This window comes from Nitrospirota bacterium (assembly GCA_035873375.1).
Lineage (GTDB): Bacteria > Nitrospirota > Thermodesulfovibrionia > Thermodesulfovibrionales > JdFR-85 > BMS3Bbin07.
In genome coordinates, this window is sequence record JAYWMQ010000005.1 from 18,876 (window position 1) to 36,210 (window position 17,335).

Genomic DNA, 17,335 nt, shown 5'->3' on the forward strand with positions numbered 1-17,335 from the left:
AGACGATTCCGGTATACCGGTTTTATCGCTTCATGCAGACGTTATCACTTCATGTATAGTTAAGGATAAGAGGCCATGCCGATTGATGAAGGATTGCATAAAAGGATAGAGGCACTCGCCCTTGATACGCCTGACCCGGCAAGGGCGGAGAGGAATGCCCTCAGTCTCCTTGAACGTGCCCCGGCAGGGCCCTTTCTTCCATATCTTGCGGATATTTGCAGGCTCTTTGCTGTAAGCCAGTTTCTTGCAATTTATAGCATTGCCAACCCGGAGGAGCTACTTTCCGCTCTTAAGGAGACAAAGCGGCCCATTTCAAGGGACCTGCTTCTTGAAAGGATAGGTGAGGAGATTGCACCTGATGAGCAGCGGGATATTGAGGCCATGATGAAGGCCTTGCGAGGTTTTAAGAAGCGTTACCTGCTCAGGATTACCCTCAGGGATCTCGCAGGTGAAACCGGCATCCTCTCCTCAATGGATGAGCTCACATCACTTGCAGAGGCACTTATCTCCCTATCCCTTCAGTGGTCCCTCAGGATTAACCACCAAAGATTTGGCGAGCCTGCAAACGCAGTAATCACGGTTATCGGGCTTGGGAAATTAGGGGGCGCTGAGCTCAACTACAGCTCTGACGTTGACTTGATTGCTGTCTACAGCCAAGGAGATGATCAGACCTCAGGTATCCTGAACCCTTCGGGGGTAAGGGTAAACAGGATAAGCAACCATGAATTCTATTGCAGGGTTGTAGAACTCCTCAACAGGATGCTCTCACTCCCTACAGACGATGGGATTGCTTACAGGGTTGACCTGAGGCTCAGGCCACAGGGACAGAAGGGGGAGCTGACACTGCCGCTTGACTCCTACAGGACATATTATGAATCGTGGGGCCGTACATGGGAGCGCATGGTACTTATCAGGGCCAGGCCAATAGCCGGAGACCTGGGGCTTGGGCGGAAATTCATGGAGGCAATCACTCCCTTTGTCTGGAGAAAAAGCCTCGATTTTTCCGAGATAGAGGAGATACGCGGGCTCAAGAAGAGGATAGATTCAACATTTTCAAGGGATGACATAAAGCGCGGCTATGGCGGTATCCGGGAGATAGAGTTCTTTGTGCAGACCTTTCAGCTTATCTATGGAGGTGACAACAGGGGGCTCAGGACCCACCGGCTATTTAACGCCATACAGGTGCTGAGATGGTTGAAGTTGGTGCCGCAGGAGGACCTTACAATACTCTGGGACAATTACCTGTACCTGAGGAGGCTTGAGCATTATCTCCAGATGAAAGAAGACCTCCAGACCCATACCCTCCCGGCATCCGGGCAGGAGACGGAGGTGCTTGCGAGGAAGATGGGGTTTCCCTCAGCCGCTGAATTTCTTGCAGACCTGCGTTTGAGGCGTATGCAGGTAAAGAATATGTATAACTCCCTGCTCGGCACGGAAGAAGACCTTCATGCCGAGGCCCTTGCATTGCTCGAGGGTGACCTTGCCGATGATGAGCTTATGGGGTATCTGTCATTCAGGGGAGTAAAGGCTCCGCAGGCAGGCATTATACACCTGCGGAAGGTGAGGGAGCAGATGAGGACGTTTAAAACACAGAAGGAAAGGGCCGTCCTGAGAAGGGTTGTCCCGCAATTTCTGGAGAAGGCTTTTAATGCAGAGAGTCCTGACAGGGTTTTAAAGGGACTTGAGAGTTTCATTGCAGTGCTTGGAGAAAAAGAGGCGTACCTTACAGGGGTGGCAGAACATAAGGGGCTGATTGATGCAATGGTCAAGCTATTCTCCCTCAGTTCATACCTTACAAGGGTCTTTTTGAGCAGTAACCGGTACCTTGATACGCTGGTTGAGGGATTAATTATAAGGAAGTCAAAGAAGCAGGTGGAGGAAGAGCTAAGGAGGAATGTCCGGTTTGGAGAAGGGGTTATGGAGGCTATCGGGGAGTACAGGAGGGCTGAAGATATCCGTCTGGGTCTTTTTTTCCTCATGGATGTCCTGACAATACATGACCTGCTGAGGTACCTCTCACACCTTGCAGACGCTGTCATAGGGATAATCCTTGAGAGAATAAATAATGATCAAGGTTTTTCAATAATTGGCCTGGGAAAACTCGGCGGAAGGGAGTTAACCTTTGGCTCTGACCTCGATATAATCTTCCTCTCGGATATTCCGGGTGGAGTAAGGACTGCAGAGAGTGTAATAAAGACCCTCACCACATACACTGACAAGGGGATGCTTTACAATGTGGACGTGAGGTTGCGGCCGGATGGTTCAAAGGGGGCCCTTATCAAGGATCTCGGGGGGTACAGGAACTACTATCTCAGGAGCGCCCACCCCTGGGAGCTGCAGGCACTCCTGAGGGCAAGACCTGTTGCAGGGGATCTGAGGGCAGGAAGGGCATTTATGGAGATGGGAAGGGAAGTGTTGATGCAGCGGGGAAAAGAGGTAAAGAGGGAGGATATCCATGCAATGAGAGAGCGGATAGTACGCGAGTTGTCACAGGAGGCAGCGGGCATGGATATCAAGCTCGGGCCGGGGGGGATTGAGGAGATAGAGTTTCATGTCCAGTTTCTACAGCTTCAGCATGTGAGCGAAAGCCCGGAGATACTGGTTCAAAACACCCCTGTGGCGATTAACAGGCTGGCCAAAAAGGGGATACTGAATGCCAAAGAGAGAGAGACCCTCTTTAATGCATATGAGTATTACAGGAGGCTTGAGACCTTCCTGAGATTAAACGAGGAGAATGTGATTGTAAGGGATACGGGGATTGCAGCGCTGGCAGGGATATTTATGGGGCACAGGAGCAGGGAAGATTTTTTGACCCGTTTGGGAGAGCTCAGAAGCTCAGTCCTGAAAATCACGACTCAGTGATAAGGCAGGGTCAGGAGCGAAAGGAGATCGGTCGAATCGGTCTGATCTGACCGATCTGACCGATTAAAGACAAAGGAGGTCAGTCCATGGAGAGACCACGAGACAGTAAGGACGTACTGGAGCTTGTAAAGAAACATAACGTGAAATTTATAAGGCTCTGGTTTTCTGATATCCACGGTATGCTCAAGAGTTTTGCAATGCCTGTTGAGGAGCTTGAATATGCCTTTGAGGAAGGCATGGGGTTTGATGGCTCGTCAATCAAGGGTTTTGCCCGTATTGATGAGAGCGACATGATTGCCCGTCCGGACCCTGCGACTTTTGTCCTCCTGCCATGGAGGCCTAAGGAAAAGGCCGTTGCCCGTATGTTCTGTGACATTTATGAGCCGGACGGAACTCCATACAAGGGAGACCCCAGGTATGTCCTTAGAAGGAATATCGAGAAGGCAAGTGAAAAGGGTTACACGTTTTATCTCGGTCCCGAGCTTGAGTTCTTCTATTTCAGAACGGAGAAATCACCCGAGATCCTTGATGCAGGCGGTTATTTTGACTATCCGATGGATGCTGCCGAGGACCTGAGACGGGAGACCATCCTGGCCCTTGAGGCGATGGATATCAGGGTCGAGTATTCGCATCACGAGGTGGCCCATTCGCAGCATGAGATAGACCTCAGATATAGTGACGCTCTCACCATGGCGGATACGGTGATGACCTACAGAGTAACGGTCAAGGAGATTGCAAGGAAGTACGGAGTATACGCCACGTTTATGCCAAAACCGCTATTCGGTCAGAACGGCAGCGGCATGCATACGCACCAGTCCCTCTTAAGGGGATAGAGCGGGGATATTCCCTGCGGGAACCGGCAGAGCTGGATGTATACCACCTTACAGATACAGAAAGGCTCGGGTTGGGGATTGAGCAGCTCCCGGGAAGCCTGATAGAGGCCATCGAGCATGCCGAAAAGAGTGATCTTCTCAGGGAGACCCTTGGAGAGCACGTCTTTAATGAACTTATCCTGAGCAAAAAGATAGAATGGGATGACTACCGTGTCAGGGTCTTCCCGTACGAGATCGAGACCTATCTTCCAATGCTGTAGTTTTTTGCAGGTTGTTGTCCGGATGGAAATATGGTCAAGAGTTACAGGGATGTTTGTTGAAACAGCAGGTTTTTGCCTGGTGGACGGTAGGGGGGTCGAACCCCCGACCTCCAGAGTGCGATTCTGGCGCTCTCCCAGCTGAGCTAACCGCCCAAAAAGCGACTGTATGTGTCGTACTGAACCTTATTCAATATACTATAATATCATAAACTCTTAAGGTATTTATATTGTGGCTGTTCAATCAACCGGGGGCACAACAGATATCAATATGAGACGAGAGTTTTATCCGGAAGGTCCTGTCTGTGACACCTGAGGCAGAAGTTTTTCTCCATAACAATCCTTCTTAAATAAACCTTCTTCTTGAGGATGGGCATATAAATAGTGGAGTGAAAGGTGTGACACGTAATGCACATCAGCCTGCCATCACTGCTTAAGGGCATGTCTTCGGACAAAGCAGGCATTACTTTAACTCCCACCGGATGGGAAAAGAGCGTTCTCTCTCCCTGATGGCACCTCAAACATATGCTGTCAGTGGCATCATTAAATTCCGGAGATATCTCGTTGAGGAAAAGAGTCTGGTGACATTCCGAACACCGTATTGCTGTATTCAATATAATCTCATTATGCGGTCCTGTGCCACGGGCAATCAGAGGAAATGCCAGGCATGAAAGGAACAAGATGAAAAATATCAAAACCCTCATAATTATATTGACTTCAAGCCTTGTGGAAAAGTTTTTGGTATTGTGCCAGGTATGAATACCGTCTATACCCCAGCTACTATCGGACAAAGTTCCTATAAACTTTAACCTTTAATCCTGAAATAAAGAATTGCTCCACCCCGGAAATTTTAATTTTTCCAATTTTCTGCTAAAATGGTAACTGTATTGCGCATAATGGTAAGAATGATGGAAAAGAGCAATCCCTTAAAGATATTTAGCCCTCAAAAGGAACTCGCCGGAGCTGTTACCCTGGACCTTAATGGTCTGGTCAGGAAGGCTGTTTCTTTGTTGGAGTATCAGATGAGGGCCAGGAATATTCCCGTCTCTGTATGCCTGCACAAGGATCCACTTTTCGTTAAAGGTGACTTCCATCTCTTATCGCAGGCCCTGCTCCATATGCTGCTGGGTATCATAAAGTCCTTTGAAACCTATGAGGGAGAAAAACAGCTTATGGTCTCAACTGTCAAACATGAGGGAAAAGCCGTATTAAACCTCAGTGACTCCATTCTTGACTCCCCGGACGAATTGTTCGATATTTTTAAATCACACGATATTCCCGGAAAGATGAGAGGCCTCGGCACTCCGCTTGCCCACAGGATTATAAAAATTCACGGGGGAGCGATGGCCTTAAAGCTCTCAGGGAAAGGCCGAAGTTTTCGCATCGAACTCCCGTTATTCAAGACCCGCCCTGTCACAAAGGTGAACGGCTCGTTGAAGATCCTCGTTGTTGACGACGATGCAATTGTTGTTGATGTATTCAGGGAGTTTCTGGAACTCCTGGGACATGAAGCTACGGTTATGTGCTCACCTCTGAAGGCACTTGATCTGCTGGTTAAAGAAAGGTTTGATTTTGTTCTTGTTGATTTCAGGATGCCGGAGATGAACGGGATAACCTTTATGCAAAAGGCAGAGGAATTTATTGATAAGGACAGACTTTGGCTGCTGACCGGTGATATTCTTTCATTTGAAGTGGAGTTGCTGAAGAAGAGAGGCAATATAAGGATACTAGAAAAACCGGTAAGCATTGAAAGGTTTAAAACCCTGTTTGACAATTCGCCGGGAGATGCCCAGTGAGAGATATACAAAAAGATATCAGCGGTCTGAAGACCCTTTCAACCATACCTGTTGTAATGAAAAGGCTTTTGGAGACTATCAGTGACGAGAATTCATCATTCGTTGAACTTTCCGAGATAATACAACATGACCAGAGCCTTTCCGAGAGGGTGGTGGCAATAGCCAATGCCCCGTATTTCTGGCATTCAGGTTTGATAAATAACCTTGAGCAGGCAACCCTGCTTTTAGGTTACGACCTCGTCAGGAGTATCGCTATCAGCATATCCGTCTTCGATCTCCTTGACAAGGACGAGGCCAGAAGGATGAGGGAACTATGGGCTCACAGCTATGAAGTCGGCATCATCGCCGGGCTCCTCTGCGATAAGGTGCCTGTTACCTCAGGGGCTGTATGCTTCCTTGGTGGACTTTTGCATGATATCGGAAGGGTTATCTTTTATACCCTTTATGCCCCTGAATACAGGCCTATAATGTTTGATGAAGCGGTCACCGAAAAAGAAACAGGGCTCTTTGACGCTGACCACAGCGCTGCCGGGGGATGGTTTCTGGAGTATTCCCTCTTTCCAGAGGAGATAATCTCTGCAGTGAGGCATCACCATAGCCTGAAGGGATGCGAAAGACACAAGGGGATAGCCATCACTGTGCATCTTGCCGAGGCGCTCTCATCTCTTCTTAGTCCGAGAAACGAGGCTGACGGTTTCTGGAGCAAGGACAAGGAAAGGCTCTTTTATAAAAGCGGTCTTAAAAAAGAAGACATGGAACACATTGGAACAATAGTCAGAAAAGAATCCCCGCTTGTTAAGAACTTTTTTGAGATGTAACAAGACCCCGCCCTTCATTGCATAGTTTCTTAATTAATAATTCTATTGACATTTTAACTCTCCGGAAGTATAATTAAAGTATGACCCTGAAAGAAGGGCTGTCCTTAATGTGGCAGAAGCGTGCCCTTACAGGATAGTCAAGGGATTTCCCGATCGAATAAAACTTTAAGGAGGCAGAAATGTCTGAAGAAAAAAAGAAGAAAAGGATGGCGATAATTGCCAGCAAGGGGACAATGGATATGGCCTATCCGCCACTTATACTTGCTTCCACTGCTGCAGCTATGGATGTTGAAACAGCAATATTCTTTACTCTCTATGGTGTGGATATAGTGAACAGGAAAAAAAACGGCAAGCTCCAGGTGGCCCCTATAGCAAACCCCGCAATGCCTTCACCAATACCTGTGCCTAATATACTCGGCATATTGCCCGGCATGACCTCGATTGGAACAACCATGATGAAGGGAATGATAAAGAAGATTAACTGGCCAAACATCCCTGAACTTATTGATGCGTGCAAGGATATCGGGGTCAGGATGATAGCCTGCGCCCCCACGCTTGAGATGACAGGGGTGAGCAAGGACAACCTTATTGAGGGTGTTGAAGTTGCCGGGGCTGCCGAGTTTTTAAACTTTGCCCTTGATGCGGATATAACGCTGTTTATATAAGTTTTACCCTGCAGAAACAGGTTTTTACCTGCAGGAATAGAGTTATCTCCCCTCCAAATCCTTGCAGGCCCCCCCCCGCTGAGGGGGCCATTTTTTTAATCTCCGGCCATTCACCGTTTCTTATCCTTTTGACTCCATTATTATGCGATCCACATCCTCTCTGTCCAGAACTTCATCCTTTATAAGCGCCTTTGCTAAATCATCAAGGACCTGCCTGTTCTTCAGTAATATTTCTTCGGCCTTTAATTCTGCATCAGTTATGAACCTTCGTATCTCCTGGTCCATAAGCCATGTCATCTCTTCACTGAAACGTTTAGGCTGGGCAAGCTCTCTTCCTAAAAACGGATGTTCTTCTCCCCTTCCAAGATTCAGGGGACCAACCTTATCACTCATACCCCACTGGGCAACCATCTTCTCTGCAAGGGAAGTTGCTTCTTTCAGGTCATTCTGTGCACCCGTGCTCACATCATTAAAGACCGTCTTTTCGGCAACCCTTCCGGCAAGGGCTACGCTCAGTTTGCTCATAAGGTATGTCCTGGGATAATAATGCCTGTCTTCTTCGGGCAGGAGCTGAGTTACACCCATAGCCATTCCGCGAGGCAGGATGCTGACTTTGTAAATTGGATCGGTATTCGGAAGCTCATAGGCAACAAGTGCATGTCCTGCCTCATGGTATGCGGTTATCCGTCTTTCCATTTTGCTGATAGGTTCTTCCCTTACAGTTCCCATAAGTATTTTATCCCTTGCCTCGTCAAAATCACTTGCATCTATTTTATCTTTTTTCTTTCGTACCGCAATAAGGGCAGCCTCATTCACAAGGTTTTCGAGGTCTGCGCCCGTCATGCCCGGAGTTCCTTTTGCAATGCTTTCAAGGTCAATATCGTCCGCCGGTACCTTATCCCTGATATGAATCTCAAGAATGGCCTTACGATCCCTCCACCCGGGCCTGTCAATAACGATATGCCTGTCAAAGCGGCCCGGCCTGAGAAGGGCAGGGTCAAGGACATCCGGCCTGTTTGTCGCCGCAATAACAATTACCTCTTCGTGAGACTCAAATCCATCCATTTCACTTAAAAGCTGATTCAGCGTCTGCTCCCTTTCATCATGCCCTCCCCCAAGGCCTGTTCCACGGGTGCGCCCGACGGCATCAATCTCGTCAATAAAAATTATGCTTGGCTGTGAGGCCTTTGCCTTATGGAACATATCCCTGACACGGGCGGCCCCTACGCCTACAAACATCTCTATAAACTCGGATGCACTGCTGCTGTAAAAAGGAACACCTGCTTCACCTGCTACCGAGCGTGCAAGGAGGGTTTTTCCTGTGCCGGGGGGGCCGACTAAAAGCACGCCCTTGGGGACTCTTGCCCCAAGTTTTTTGTATTCAGAGGGATTCTTCAGGAATTCTACCGTTTCCTTCAGCTCCTGTTTTACATTCTCCATCCCGGCCACATCCTTAAAAGTTACCATGGGTTTTGTGACATCATAGAGTTTGGCCTTGCTTGAACCAAAGGAGAAGAGCCCGCCTGGACCTCCCGGACCCTGTTGTGCTTTCTTCATTATGAAGACCCAGATGCCGATGATCAGGACCCACGGCAGGATCCCGAGCAGGAACTTCCCGAAAAAAGAGACCTCCTCCGGAGGTTTAACATTTATAACCACACCCTTGTTTTCAAGTTCTGAAAGGAGTCCCTCGCCCTGAAAGGAGGGGAGAAAGGTACGGAAGTATTTTGCATCTGCAGATTCTTTTTGGCCCGGCAAAGGTATCTTGATTCCCTTGACAAACTCCCCGCTGACCTGCAGATCCTTGATGGTTACGGATTTTATGTTCCCTGCATTGAGTTGTTCAATAAAGCGGCTGTAACTGATCTCATACTGTTCCGGGACTTCCGGGTGATAGAATTGTCCCCAGAAGAATAAAAAGACGACAATGAGTAAAAGGGCAATGCCGAATCTCCATTCCGGCCTTTTAAGCTTGTCAGTTATGGTTTCCTTGATGTCAGTCATATATTAACCGCTGTTGTGTCCTGCTGTACTATAGTCTACTCCCAGCACCTCACCTATTTCAATCCCCCCTTGAACCACACATTCTTACGTTGTTACTTTTATAAAAAGCTATCATCAGGAAAAGAAGCGATATGACAGAGTCCTCACTATCTCTGGCAAGGGTTTTTATTGCCGCCCTCAGTCTTCGAGTTTCGCCATCAGGTTGGCATATAACTTCTTCACGTAGGCCTTCTCCTCTTCGGGGTCGAGTTCCTCAAACCTGTCAATCCGGCTGATTACCTCTTCAGGTATCTCCTCTAAAAACCTGGAGGGCTCAGAACGCGTCTTCTTTCCATACTTCAACCTCTGCGCTGTATACGTAATGTAGAGCTCGTCCATTGCCCTGGTTATTCCCACATAGAAGAGCCTTCTTTCTTCCTCTATCCCTTTATCCGCTGATTTCCTGTGCGGCAGTATATCTTCCTCCGTGCCTGCGATAAATATCACGGGGAACTCCAGTCCCTTTGAAGAGTGGAAAGATATCAGGGTTACACCCCGACCCCCCTTTTCCTCCTTCTCTTTAATCAGGTCTGTGAGTGCCATTGTCTCAAGAAACCCGTGAAGGGAGGGCGAGTCCTCCCCCGATTCATAGTGGGTTATGGAATCGACTAATCCATTGAGGTTTTCTATCTTTCTGAAAGCCGTTTCAGGGGTTTTATAGAGCTTGATGATATAATCCCTGTAATCAATCTCATCGATCAGGGCCTTGAGGGTCTTGCCCATCTCACTGCCCTTACTGAAGATATCCCGGTAACGGCTGATAAGTTCAAAAAGGAGTTCAGCCGAGGTGGCCGCCTTTTGGCTCAGGCCATCAACTCCGGCTGCCTTCCCGAAGGCATCAAGAAGACCTGTGGAATCGGCCCGCGCGTGATCCAGAAGCAGTACAAGGGCTGCCGGCCCGATTCCCCTCTTTGGTGCGCCGGCTGCCCTCAGGAGGCTCTGGTCGTCTGTGGGGTTTGCTATAATCTTGAGCCAGGCCGTGAGGTCCCTGATCTCCTTACGTTCGAAATAGCTCGTCCCGCCAACTACAGAGTAGGGGATTCTCTGCCGCCTCAGGGCCTCTTCAAAAGGTCTTGAGAAGATATTTGCCCTGTAGATGACAGCGATATCCTCTGCCGGCATATTCTTTTCACACATTATTATCGAGATCTTGTTGACTATCCAGTCTGCCTCGTCCTCTGTATCAACGGCTTTGAATATATTGACCTTCGGGCCGTCGCCCCTGTCTGTCCAGAGGGATTTCTCCATCCTCCTGCTGTTGTTCCCTATCACCCCGTTTGCCGCCTTGAGGATATGGCCGACGGAGCGGTAATTCTGTTCGAGCCTTACCGTTACAGTGCCCGGGAAGTCTTTTTCGAAATTGAGGATATTACTGATGTCAGCGCCTCTCCAGCCGTATATGGACTGGTCGTCGTCCCCGACTACGCAGAGGTTTTTTCTCTCTCCAGCGAGGAGTTTGATAAAGTCATACTGAACGCGGTTCGTATCCTGATACTCATCGACCATCAGATACCTGAACCGCTCCCTGTAACGTTCGAGGACGTCTGGATGCTCTCTGAAGAGTCTCAGGGTGAGCAGGAGCAGGTCATCAAAGTCGAGGACGTTCATGGACTTCAGTGCCTCAATATACCGGGGATAAATCATTGCCATGGCCTCTTCTATCGGATCTCCGGATACAGCGGCATCCGGGGGGGCGAAATCATTCTTTATCCTGCTGATCCTCTCCAGGAAGGATTCGGCCTTAAAACTCTTGTCGTAGAATTTAATGTCCGACAGTATGCTTCTCAGCAGAGAAACCTGCTCCGAGGTGTTGTAGATGGTAAAATCCTTTCTGTATCCTATGTGTTCGATCTCCCGCCTAAGGATCCTGAGGCAGAGGGAATGAAATGTTGAGATAACGGGTGTGGCATTTCTGCCGCTTACCATGGACTTCACCCTTTGCTTCATCTCCCTTGCAGCCTTGTTGGTAAAGGTGACAGCCAGAACGGACCCGGCCCTCACACCCGTGTGTATCAGGTAAGCGGTCCTCATGGTTATTACCCTTGTCTTGCCGGAGCCTGCTCCGGCAAGGATTAGAAGCGGGCCATCGGTATGCATGACCGCCTCCTTTTGCCTGGGATTGAGACGTGACAGTTTTGTGTATATATCCATGGATGTTTATATTTCCTTTTCCTGTAGGGGCAGACCCCTGTGTCTGCCCTCTTTGTTTTTCTCTTTGTTTTTCTGTCTGCCCTCTCTGTTTTTTCAATGCCCGGCAGGTTTTCCCATGCCCGGCAGGAATACCGGAGCAAGACATCGGACGGTCTATATTAAGGTTTTTCCTTTAATAAGGCAATCCATCACTGCTTCAGAACATAAACCCCGAACTTTTTGAGGCTTTCAGTCAGGGCATACAAGGGAAGGCCCATTACGTTGAAAAAATCCCCGTCGATTTTCCTGACAAAAACCGCTCCAAGACCCTGAATTGCGTATGCACCGGCCTTATCAAGGGGTTCTTTTGATCTCACATATGCGATTATCTCTTTCCTGTCGAGTTTCTTGAAATAGACCTTTGTCTCCACTGATTTTGACAATCTTTTACCGCCGTCACCTGTATCCATGATGGTAAAGCCGGTGATTACCGAATGTGCCTTTCCGCTCAGCGCCCCCAGCATCTTTTCTGCTTCTTTTGCAGTATGGGGCTTGCCTAAAAACCTGTCCCTGAAGACGATAAACGTGTCTGCCGCTATGATTATCGCGTTTTTGTATCTATGCGCAACAGATTCCGCCTTTTTGCGCGACAGAAATCTTGCAAGCTCACGGGGTCTCAGCGACAGATCAAGGTCCTCTTCGTAATCACCCTCACTGACGGCGAATTTCAGGCCTGTTATTCCCAGTATCTCCCTTCTCCTCGGCGAGGCTGATGCAAGTATGATCTTTCTCATGACAGGTATATTAACCTAATTAATGGTAAAATAATAGACAATCTATGGACATAATAACAATAAATAAAAATAACGGCCATGCAGACGGAAAAATATGATCTTGCAATAATCGGGGCTGGACCTGCGGGTATGATGGCCGCATTACGTGCATCTGAATGCGGAGCTAATGTTGTTCTTTTAGAGAAAAACAGTATCCCCGGGATAAAACTGTTAATGACCGGCAAAGAAAGATGCAACATAACCAATGCCGAACCCGATGTTCGAAAATTTGCAGATAATTTAGGGAAAAACGGCAGGTTTCTCCTGAGCGCCCTCTATCATTTCGGTATAGAGGAGACGATTGATTTTTTTCATAAAAACAATCTGAAAACAAAGATCGAACGCGGCGGCCGGGTATTTCCTGAAAGTGATAAGGCAAAGGACGTGCATGGGCTTTTTCTCAGACTCATCAAAGAAAACAGGATTACCCTGCTTACCAGCTGCAGGATTAAAAAAATATCTCAAAGACAGAACAGAATAGAAAAGATTATTCTTGATAATTCCGGGATTAAGGCAGAGAATTATCTCCTCTGCACAGGGGGCCTTTCCTATCCCCGGACAGGCTCTACCGGGGACGGTTATACCTGGGCAAGGCAGATGGGGCATACGATAATAAAGCCCGAACCTGCACTTACCCCGATATCAGTAAAGGAAAAATGGGTAAAAGAACTGGAAGGGTTAAGCCTGAAGAATGTGCGGGTCTCTGTTTATCAGGGTAATAAAAAACAGGATGAACGCTTTGGCGAGGCCCTGTTTACCGGTTCCGGCCTGAGCGGGCCGATAATCCTGGATATGAGCAAGTCAACAGGAAAGATACTCGTCAACGGCAAGGCGGATTTATTCATTGATTTCAAGCCGGCCCTGGATTTTAAGGTCCTGGATAAGAGAATCCTGCACGATCTGGAAAAGTACGGCAACAGGTCAATAAAGAATATACTTCCCGAACTGCTTCCCAAAAAGCTGATCCCTGTAATTCTTGAACTGGCAGGGATAGAACCCGAAAAGAAGGGTCACTCCATAACAAGGGAGGAACGTAAAAAACTGAGGTTACTTTTAAAGGAATTCCCATTGACAATAGAAGGCCTGTCAGGATTCAGCAAGGCAATCATCACTGCCGGGGGTGTAAGTTTAAAAGAGATTGATCCAAAAACCATGAGGTCAAGAATAATAAAGAATCTGTACTTTGCCGGTGAAATCCTGAACCTGGACGGACCTACCGGAGGCTATAATCTGCAGGTTTGCTGGAGCACGGGATATCTTGCAGGAGAAAGTGCGGCCAAAAGCACAGAAGTTGGAAAGGAAGCGATATGATAGAGACTGAACGGTACGGTTTTTTCACACATAAAAACAATCTCTCTTGTTGCCGCTTTATGAAATGGTCGAGCTTAAGGTATAGTATAGGTAGTGAAATTCGAAGAACTGAGCATCCATGAAAAGGTCCTTGAGGGAATCAGGGCCGCGGGATTTACCGAATGCACCCCTGTTCAGGCGCAGACACTGCCCCTGGCACTGCAGGGCAAGGACATTGCGGCACAGGCCCAGACGGGCACAGGCAAGACCGCAGCCTTCCTGATTCCTGTATTCTCGCGCATGCTTGAAGTGCCGCCTCAGGCACGAGGCTCATCCCCCCGTGTACTCATCATTGCACCGACAAGGGAACTCGTTATTCAGATAGAGGCAGAGGCGAAACTGCTGGGAGGTCCGTCCGGGTTCAGGATTGTCTCTGTCTTCGGTGGCATCGACTATCATAAGCAGCGTGAGGAACTCGCAAAAGGCGTTGATGTGCTGATAGGCACGCCGGGCCGGCTTATAGATTATCTGAAGCAGCGGGTCTATAGTCTGAAAAAGACACAATTCCTTGTAATAGATGAGGCTGACCGCCTCTTTGACATGGGCTTCATCAGCGACCTCCGGTTCATGCTCAGGAGGATGTCTCCATACGACAAACGGCAGTCCATGCTCTTTTCCGCAACTCTTACCACCCGTGTGCTTGAGCTGTGCTATGAACACATGAACATGCCGGAAAAGGTCTCTGTGACGCCTGAAAATGTCACGGTGGAACTGATCAAACAGGAGATTTATCACGTTGGTGCGTCCGAGAAGATCGGCCTTCTCATCGGAATCCTCAGGCGTGACCCCAATGGCCGCTATCTGATCTTCTGCAATACCAGGGCGGCAACCGAACGCCTTGAAAGGGTACTTAACGCCAATGGTTTGCCAACTGCCGCTATTACAGGAGACCTTCCCCAGAAGAAACGGATGAAGGTGCTCACCCAGTTCAGGGATGGCACCCTGCCGATCCTTGTGGCAACTGACGTGGCGAGCCGGGGACTGCACATTGACGGGGTGACGCATGTGATCAATTACGACCTTCCCCAGAACCCGGAGGACTATGTGCATCGTATCGGCAGGACCGCCAGGGCAGGAGCAGACGGCATGGCGATAACCCTTGCCTGTGAGAAATACGTCCATTCCCTTGCTGACGTTGAAAAATACATCAGGCAGAAGATACCGCTCATGCCGCTGACGGATGAAATGATCGTCACCGATTACCGGAAAGTAGCAGGGCGGGCCAGGAAGAAAGAAACCCAGCCACAGAGGAAAAGGGCAAAGGCGCCAACGCGAGGAAGGGTAACAGGACGAAAGGTCCAAAGACCCAAATAATGGAGCTACTGAACCCATCGCATATTCAGATAATCGCAAAAGAACTTGCCGTAAAACCATCTCAGGTCAAGTCAACAGCCGCGCTGCTTGATGAAGGTGCGTCGGTGCCGTTTATCTCCCGTTACCGGAAGGAGGCTACCGGGAGCCTTGACGAAGTCGCAATTGCCGCCATCAGGGACAGGCTTGAAAAGCTGAGGGAACTGGACAAGCGGCGTGAATCCATTATAAAATCCCTTGAAGAGCGGAAACTGCTCACAGATGATTTAAAGGCAAGGATTGAAGGGGCGGAATCCATGGCCGTACTTGAAGATATTTATCTTCCATTCCGCCCCAAACGCCGCACACGTGCCACTATAGCGAAGGAGAAGGGGCTTGAGCCTCTTGCCTTAAGGATTTTTGAACAGGCTGAAATGGACCCGGAAGCCGAAGCAGTGGCTTTCCTGGACGCTGAAAAGGGGGTTGCCTCTGTTGACGAGGCCCTTGCCGGTGCCCGGGACATCATTGCCGAATGGGTAAGCGAGGACCAAAGGGCGCGGGAGAGGATGCGCGGACTCTTTTGGGCTAAAGGCATCATGCGGTCGAAGGTGATCAAAGGGAAAGAGGAAGCGGGGATAAAGTATAAAGACTATTATGAATGGGAGGAGCCTGTGTCAAAGGCCCCTTCACACAGGGTCCTGGCCATCCGGCGCGGTGAGAGCGAGGGGTTTCTCAGCTTCCGGATAACACCGTCTGAAGATGAGGCCCTGAGCATACTCGAGGAGCTCTTTGTAAAAGGCAGCGGGCCGGCATCAGAGCAGGTGAAATCCGCTGTCCGCGACAGTTTTAAACGGCTGCTCTCTTCCTCCATGGAGGCCGAGACACGCCTTGAAGTCAAGAAAAAGGCGGATGAGGAAGCGATACGTGTCTTTGTTGAAAACCTTAGACAGCTTCTGCTTGCCCCGCCCCTTGCCAAAAAGAACCTGCTCGCCATTGACCCTGGTTTCAGAACCGGGTGCAAAGTGGTCTGCCTTGACCGGCAGGGAAAACTGCTGCATAACGATACAATCTATCCCCATTTTTCCGATAAGGGGTCTTTTGAGGCTGCCGAAAAGATCAGGGACCTCTGCAGCCGCTTCGGTATCGAGGCGATAGCCATTGGAAACGGCACTGCCGGAAGGGAGACCGAGTCTATTATCAGGGGCATTGGCCTTTCCGGGGAGATTAACGTGGTGATGGTGAACGAGAGCGGGGCATCCATCTATTCGGCGTCAGAGGCGGCACGGGAAGAATTTCCCGACCACGACGTGACCGTCCGCGGTTCGGTCTCGATCGGACGGAGGCTCATGGATCCCCTTGCCGAACTGGTAAAGATAGATGCCAAGTCCATCGGGGTCGGGCAATACCAGCATGATGTGGACCAGGCTGCACTGAAAAAAAGCCTTGATGACGTGGTTGTCAGCTGTGTCAACCGGGTGGGGGTAGAGGTGAATACGGCAAGTAAACAGCTCCTCACTTATGTATCCGGATTGGGACCACAACTTGCAAAGGGCATTGTGGATTACAGGAACGAACACGGACCATTCAGGGCACGGAATGAACTTGTGAAGATCCCCCGCCTTGGGCCAAAGGCCTTTGAGCAGGCGGCAGGATTCCTCCGCATACGGGACGGCGAAAACCCTCTTGACGCCTCTGCTGTCCACCCCGAAAGCTATCATATCGTTGATGCCATGGCACGGGATCTGGGATGCTCGGTATCCGACCTTATGAGGGACGAGGAGCTCAGGAAAAAGATCGACCTTTCACTCTATGTGACTGACAAGGTGGGTATGCCGACCCTGCTCGATATCATGGACGAGCTGGCCAAGCCGGGCCGGGATCCCAGAGAGCAGTTTGAGTCCTTCAGGTTTGCCGAAGGTGTGGAAAAGATCGATGACGTGAAGCCCGGAATGAAGCTTCCCGGAATAGTTACCAACATCACTGCATTTGGCTGTTTCGTGGATATCGGGGTCCATCAGGACGGACTTGTCCACATCAGCGAGCTCTCCGGCAGGTTTGTGAAGAGCCCCGGGGATGTAGTGAAGGTCCATCAGAAGGTTACTGTTACGGTACTGAACATAGACCTGCAGCGGAAACGGATATCCCTCTCGATGAAGAACGGAGAGCCCGGAACAAAAGCTTTGCGTAAAAAAGAAGAGGTAAAGGCGGCTCCAAAGGCCGTGTCAAAGCGTGAGAAAAAGGAAAAAAGTCCAAGCCGCTTTTCAAATAACCCCTTTTATGAGGCGTTCAGGAAAAAGTAAGCTGAAAACAAGGGTCTCTTCCTTACATATTCAAGAATGACAGCCAGTCACCGTTTGCCGGTAATCCCCCGTTTAATATGCCTTTACTGCTGTAATTGTTACTCAATTCCATCCATATCGTATCTTCAGACAGCTTTCATGAGACCCCGTCTTCACGA

General features: G+C 49.2%; 11 protein-coding genes, 1 tRNA gene and 1 pseudogene. 8 read left to right on the forward strand and 5 right to left on the reverse strand.

Annotation, left to right across the window (positions count from 1 at the left end):
• The first annotated feature begins 75 nt into the window (after positions 1–75).
• Both glnE and VST71_01090 read left to right on the forward strand, forming a co-directional pair.
• Positions 76–2,862, forward strand: coding sequence for a bifunctional [glutamate--ammonia ligase]-adenylyl-L-tyrosine phosphorylase/[glutamate--ammonia-ligase] adenylyltransferase (glnE, locus tag VST71_01085; GenBank protein ID MEC4684314.1), 2,787 nt, complete (start codon positions 76–78; stop codon positions 2,860–2,862).
• Between the two features lie 86 nt (positions 2,863–2,948).
• A pseudogene (locus VST71_01090) lies at positions 2,949–3,955 on the forward strand (glutamine synthetase family protein).
• Positions 3,956–4,032: 77 nt separating this feature from the next.
• Here VST71_01090 and VST71_01095 read toward each other — a convergent pair.
• Both VST71_01095 and VST71_01100 read right to left on the reverse strand, forming a co-directional pair.
• Positions 4,033–4,108, reverse strand: a tRNA-Ala gene (locus VST71_01095).
• Between the two features lie 110 nt (positions 4,109–4,218).
• A complete protein-coding gene (locus tag VST71_01100) occupies positions 4,219–4,566 on the reverse strand; it encodes a cytochrome c3 family protein (protein ID MEC4684315.1) in 348 nt (115 codons plus the stop codon).
• Between the two features lie 291 nt (positions 4,567–4,857).
• Here VST71_01100 and VST71_01105 point away from each other — a divergent pair, with 291 nt between their 5' ends.
• The 3 genes from VST71_01105 to VST71_01115 all read left to right on the forward strand — a co-directional run bounded on the left by VST71_01105 (position 4,858) and on the right by VST71_01115 (position 7,231).
• On the forward strand, positions 4,858–5,748 hold the full coding sequence (locus VST71_01105; protein MEC4684316.1) for a response regulator: 891 nt from the start codon (positions 4,858–4,860) through the stop codon (positions 5,746–5,748).
• Positions 5,745–6,566 (forward strand): HDOD domain-containing protein, encoded by an 822-nt coding sequence (locus VST71_01110; protein MEC4684317.1) that lies wholly within the window; start codon positions 5,745–5,747, stop codon positions 6,564–6,566. Before VST71_01105 ends, VST71_01110 begins: the two co-directional genes overlap by 4 nt.
• A gap of 179 nt (positions 6,567–6,745) precedes the next feature.
• A complete protein-coding gene (locus VST71_01115; protein MEC4684318.1) occupies positions 6,746–7,231 on the forward strand; it encodes a DsrE/DsrF/DrsH-like family protein in 486 nt (161 codons plus the stop codon).
• 120 nt (positions 7,232–7,351) lie between these two features.
• Here VST71_01115 and ftsH read toward each other — a convergent pair whose 3' ends face one another.
• The 3 genes from ftsH to VST71_01130 form a co-directional block, all read right to left on the reverse strand.
• Positions 7,352–9,235 carry an ATP-dependent zinc metalloprotease FtsH gene (gene ftsH / locus VST71_01120; protein ID MEC4684319.1) on the reverse strand — a complete coding sequence of 628 codons (1,884 nt, stop codon included), beginning with the start codon at positions 9,233–9,235 and terminating at the stop codon, positions 7,352–7,354.
• Between the two features lie 177 nt (positions 9,236–9,412).
• Positions 9,413–11,425 carry a UvrD-helicase domain-containing protein gene (locus VST71_01125; protein MEC4684320.1) on the reverse strand — a complete coding sequence of 671 codons (2,013 nt, stop codon included), beginning with the start codon at positions 11,423–11,425 and terminating at the stop codon, positions 9,413–9,415.
• A gap of 188 nt (positions 11,426–11,613) precedes the next feature.
• The gene (locus tag VST71_01130) at positions 11,614–12,198 is read right to left on the reverse strand and encodes a Maf family protein (GenBank protein MEC4684321.1); all 585 of its coding nucleotides are present in this window, start codon (positions 12,196–12,198) and stop codon (positions 11,614–11,616) included.
• A gap of 78 nt (positions 12,199–12,276) precedes the next feature.
• On the opposite strand from VST71_01130, the gene VST71_01135 reads away from it, so the two are divergent.
• The 3 genes from VST71_01135 to VST71_01145 all read left to right on the forward strand — a co-directional run bounded on the left by VST71_01135 (position 12,277) and on the right by VST71_01145 (position 17,177).
• A complete protein-coding gene (locus VST71_01135; protein MEC4684322.1) occupies positions 12,277–13,548 on the forward strand; it encodes an NAD(P)/FAD-dependent oxidoreductase in 1,272 nt (423 codons plus the stop codon).
• Positions 13,549–13,641: 93 nt separating this feature from the next.
• Positions 13,642–14,901: a DEAD/DEAH box helicase gene (locus VST71_01140; protein MEC4684323.1), complete on the forward strand. Its 1,260-nt coding sequence runs from the start codon at positions 13,642–13,644 to the stop codon at positions 14,899–14,901.
• Positions 14,901–17,177 (forward strand): Tex family protein, encoded by a 2,277-nt coding sequence (locus VST71_01145; protein MEC4684324.1) that lies wholly within the window; start codon positions 14,901–14,903, stop codon positions 17,175–17,177. The genes VST71_01140 and VST71_01145 overlap by 1 nt, the downstream gene beginning before the upstream one ends.
• The last annotated feature ends 158 nt before the right edge of the window (positions 17,178–17,335 follow it).

Coding starts and splice junctions, on each gene's coding strand:
- glnE (MEC4684314.1), top strand. CDS start 76: ATGCCGATTGATGAAGGATTGCATAAAAGGATAGAGGCACTCGCCCTT.
- VST71_01105 (MEC4684316.1), top strand. CDS start 4,858: ATGATGGAAAAGAGCAATCCCTTAAAGATATTTAGCCCTCAAAAGGAA.
- VST71_01115 (MEC4684318.1), top strand. CDS start 6,746: ATGTCTGAAGAAAAAAAGAAGAAAAGGATGGCGATAATTGCCAGCAAG.
- ftsH (MEC4684319.1), bottom strand. CDS start 9,235: ATGACTGACATCAAGGAAACCATAACTGACAAGCTTAAAAGGCCGGAA.
- VST71_01125 (MEC4684320.1), bottom strand. CDS start 11,425: ATGGATATATACACAAAACTGTCACGTCTCAATCCCAGGCAAAAGGAG.
- VST71_01130 (MEC4684321.1), bottom strand. CDS start 12,198: ATGAGAAAGATCATACTTGCATCAGCCTCGCCGAGGAGAAGGGAGATA.
- VST71_01135 (MEC4684322.1), top strand. CDS start 12,277: ATGCAGACGGAAAAATATGATCTTGCAATAATCGGGGCTGGACCTGCG.
- VST71_01145 (MEC4684324.1), top strand. CDS start 14,901: ATGGAGCTACTGAACCCATCGCATATTCAGATAATCGCAAAAGAACTT.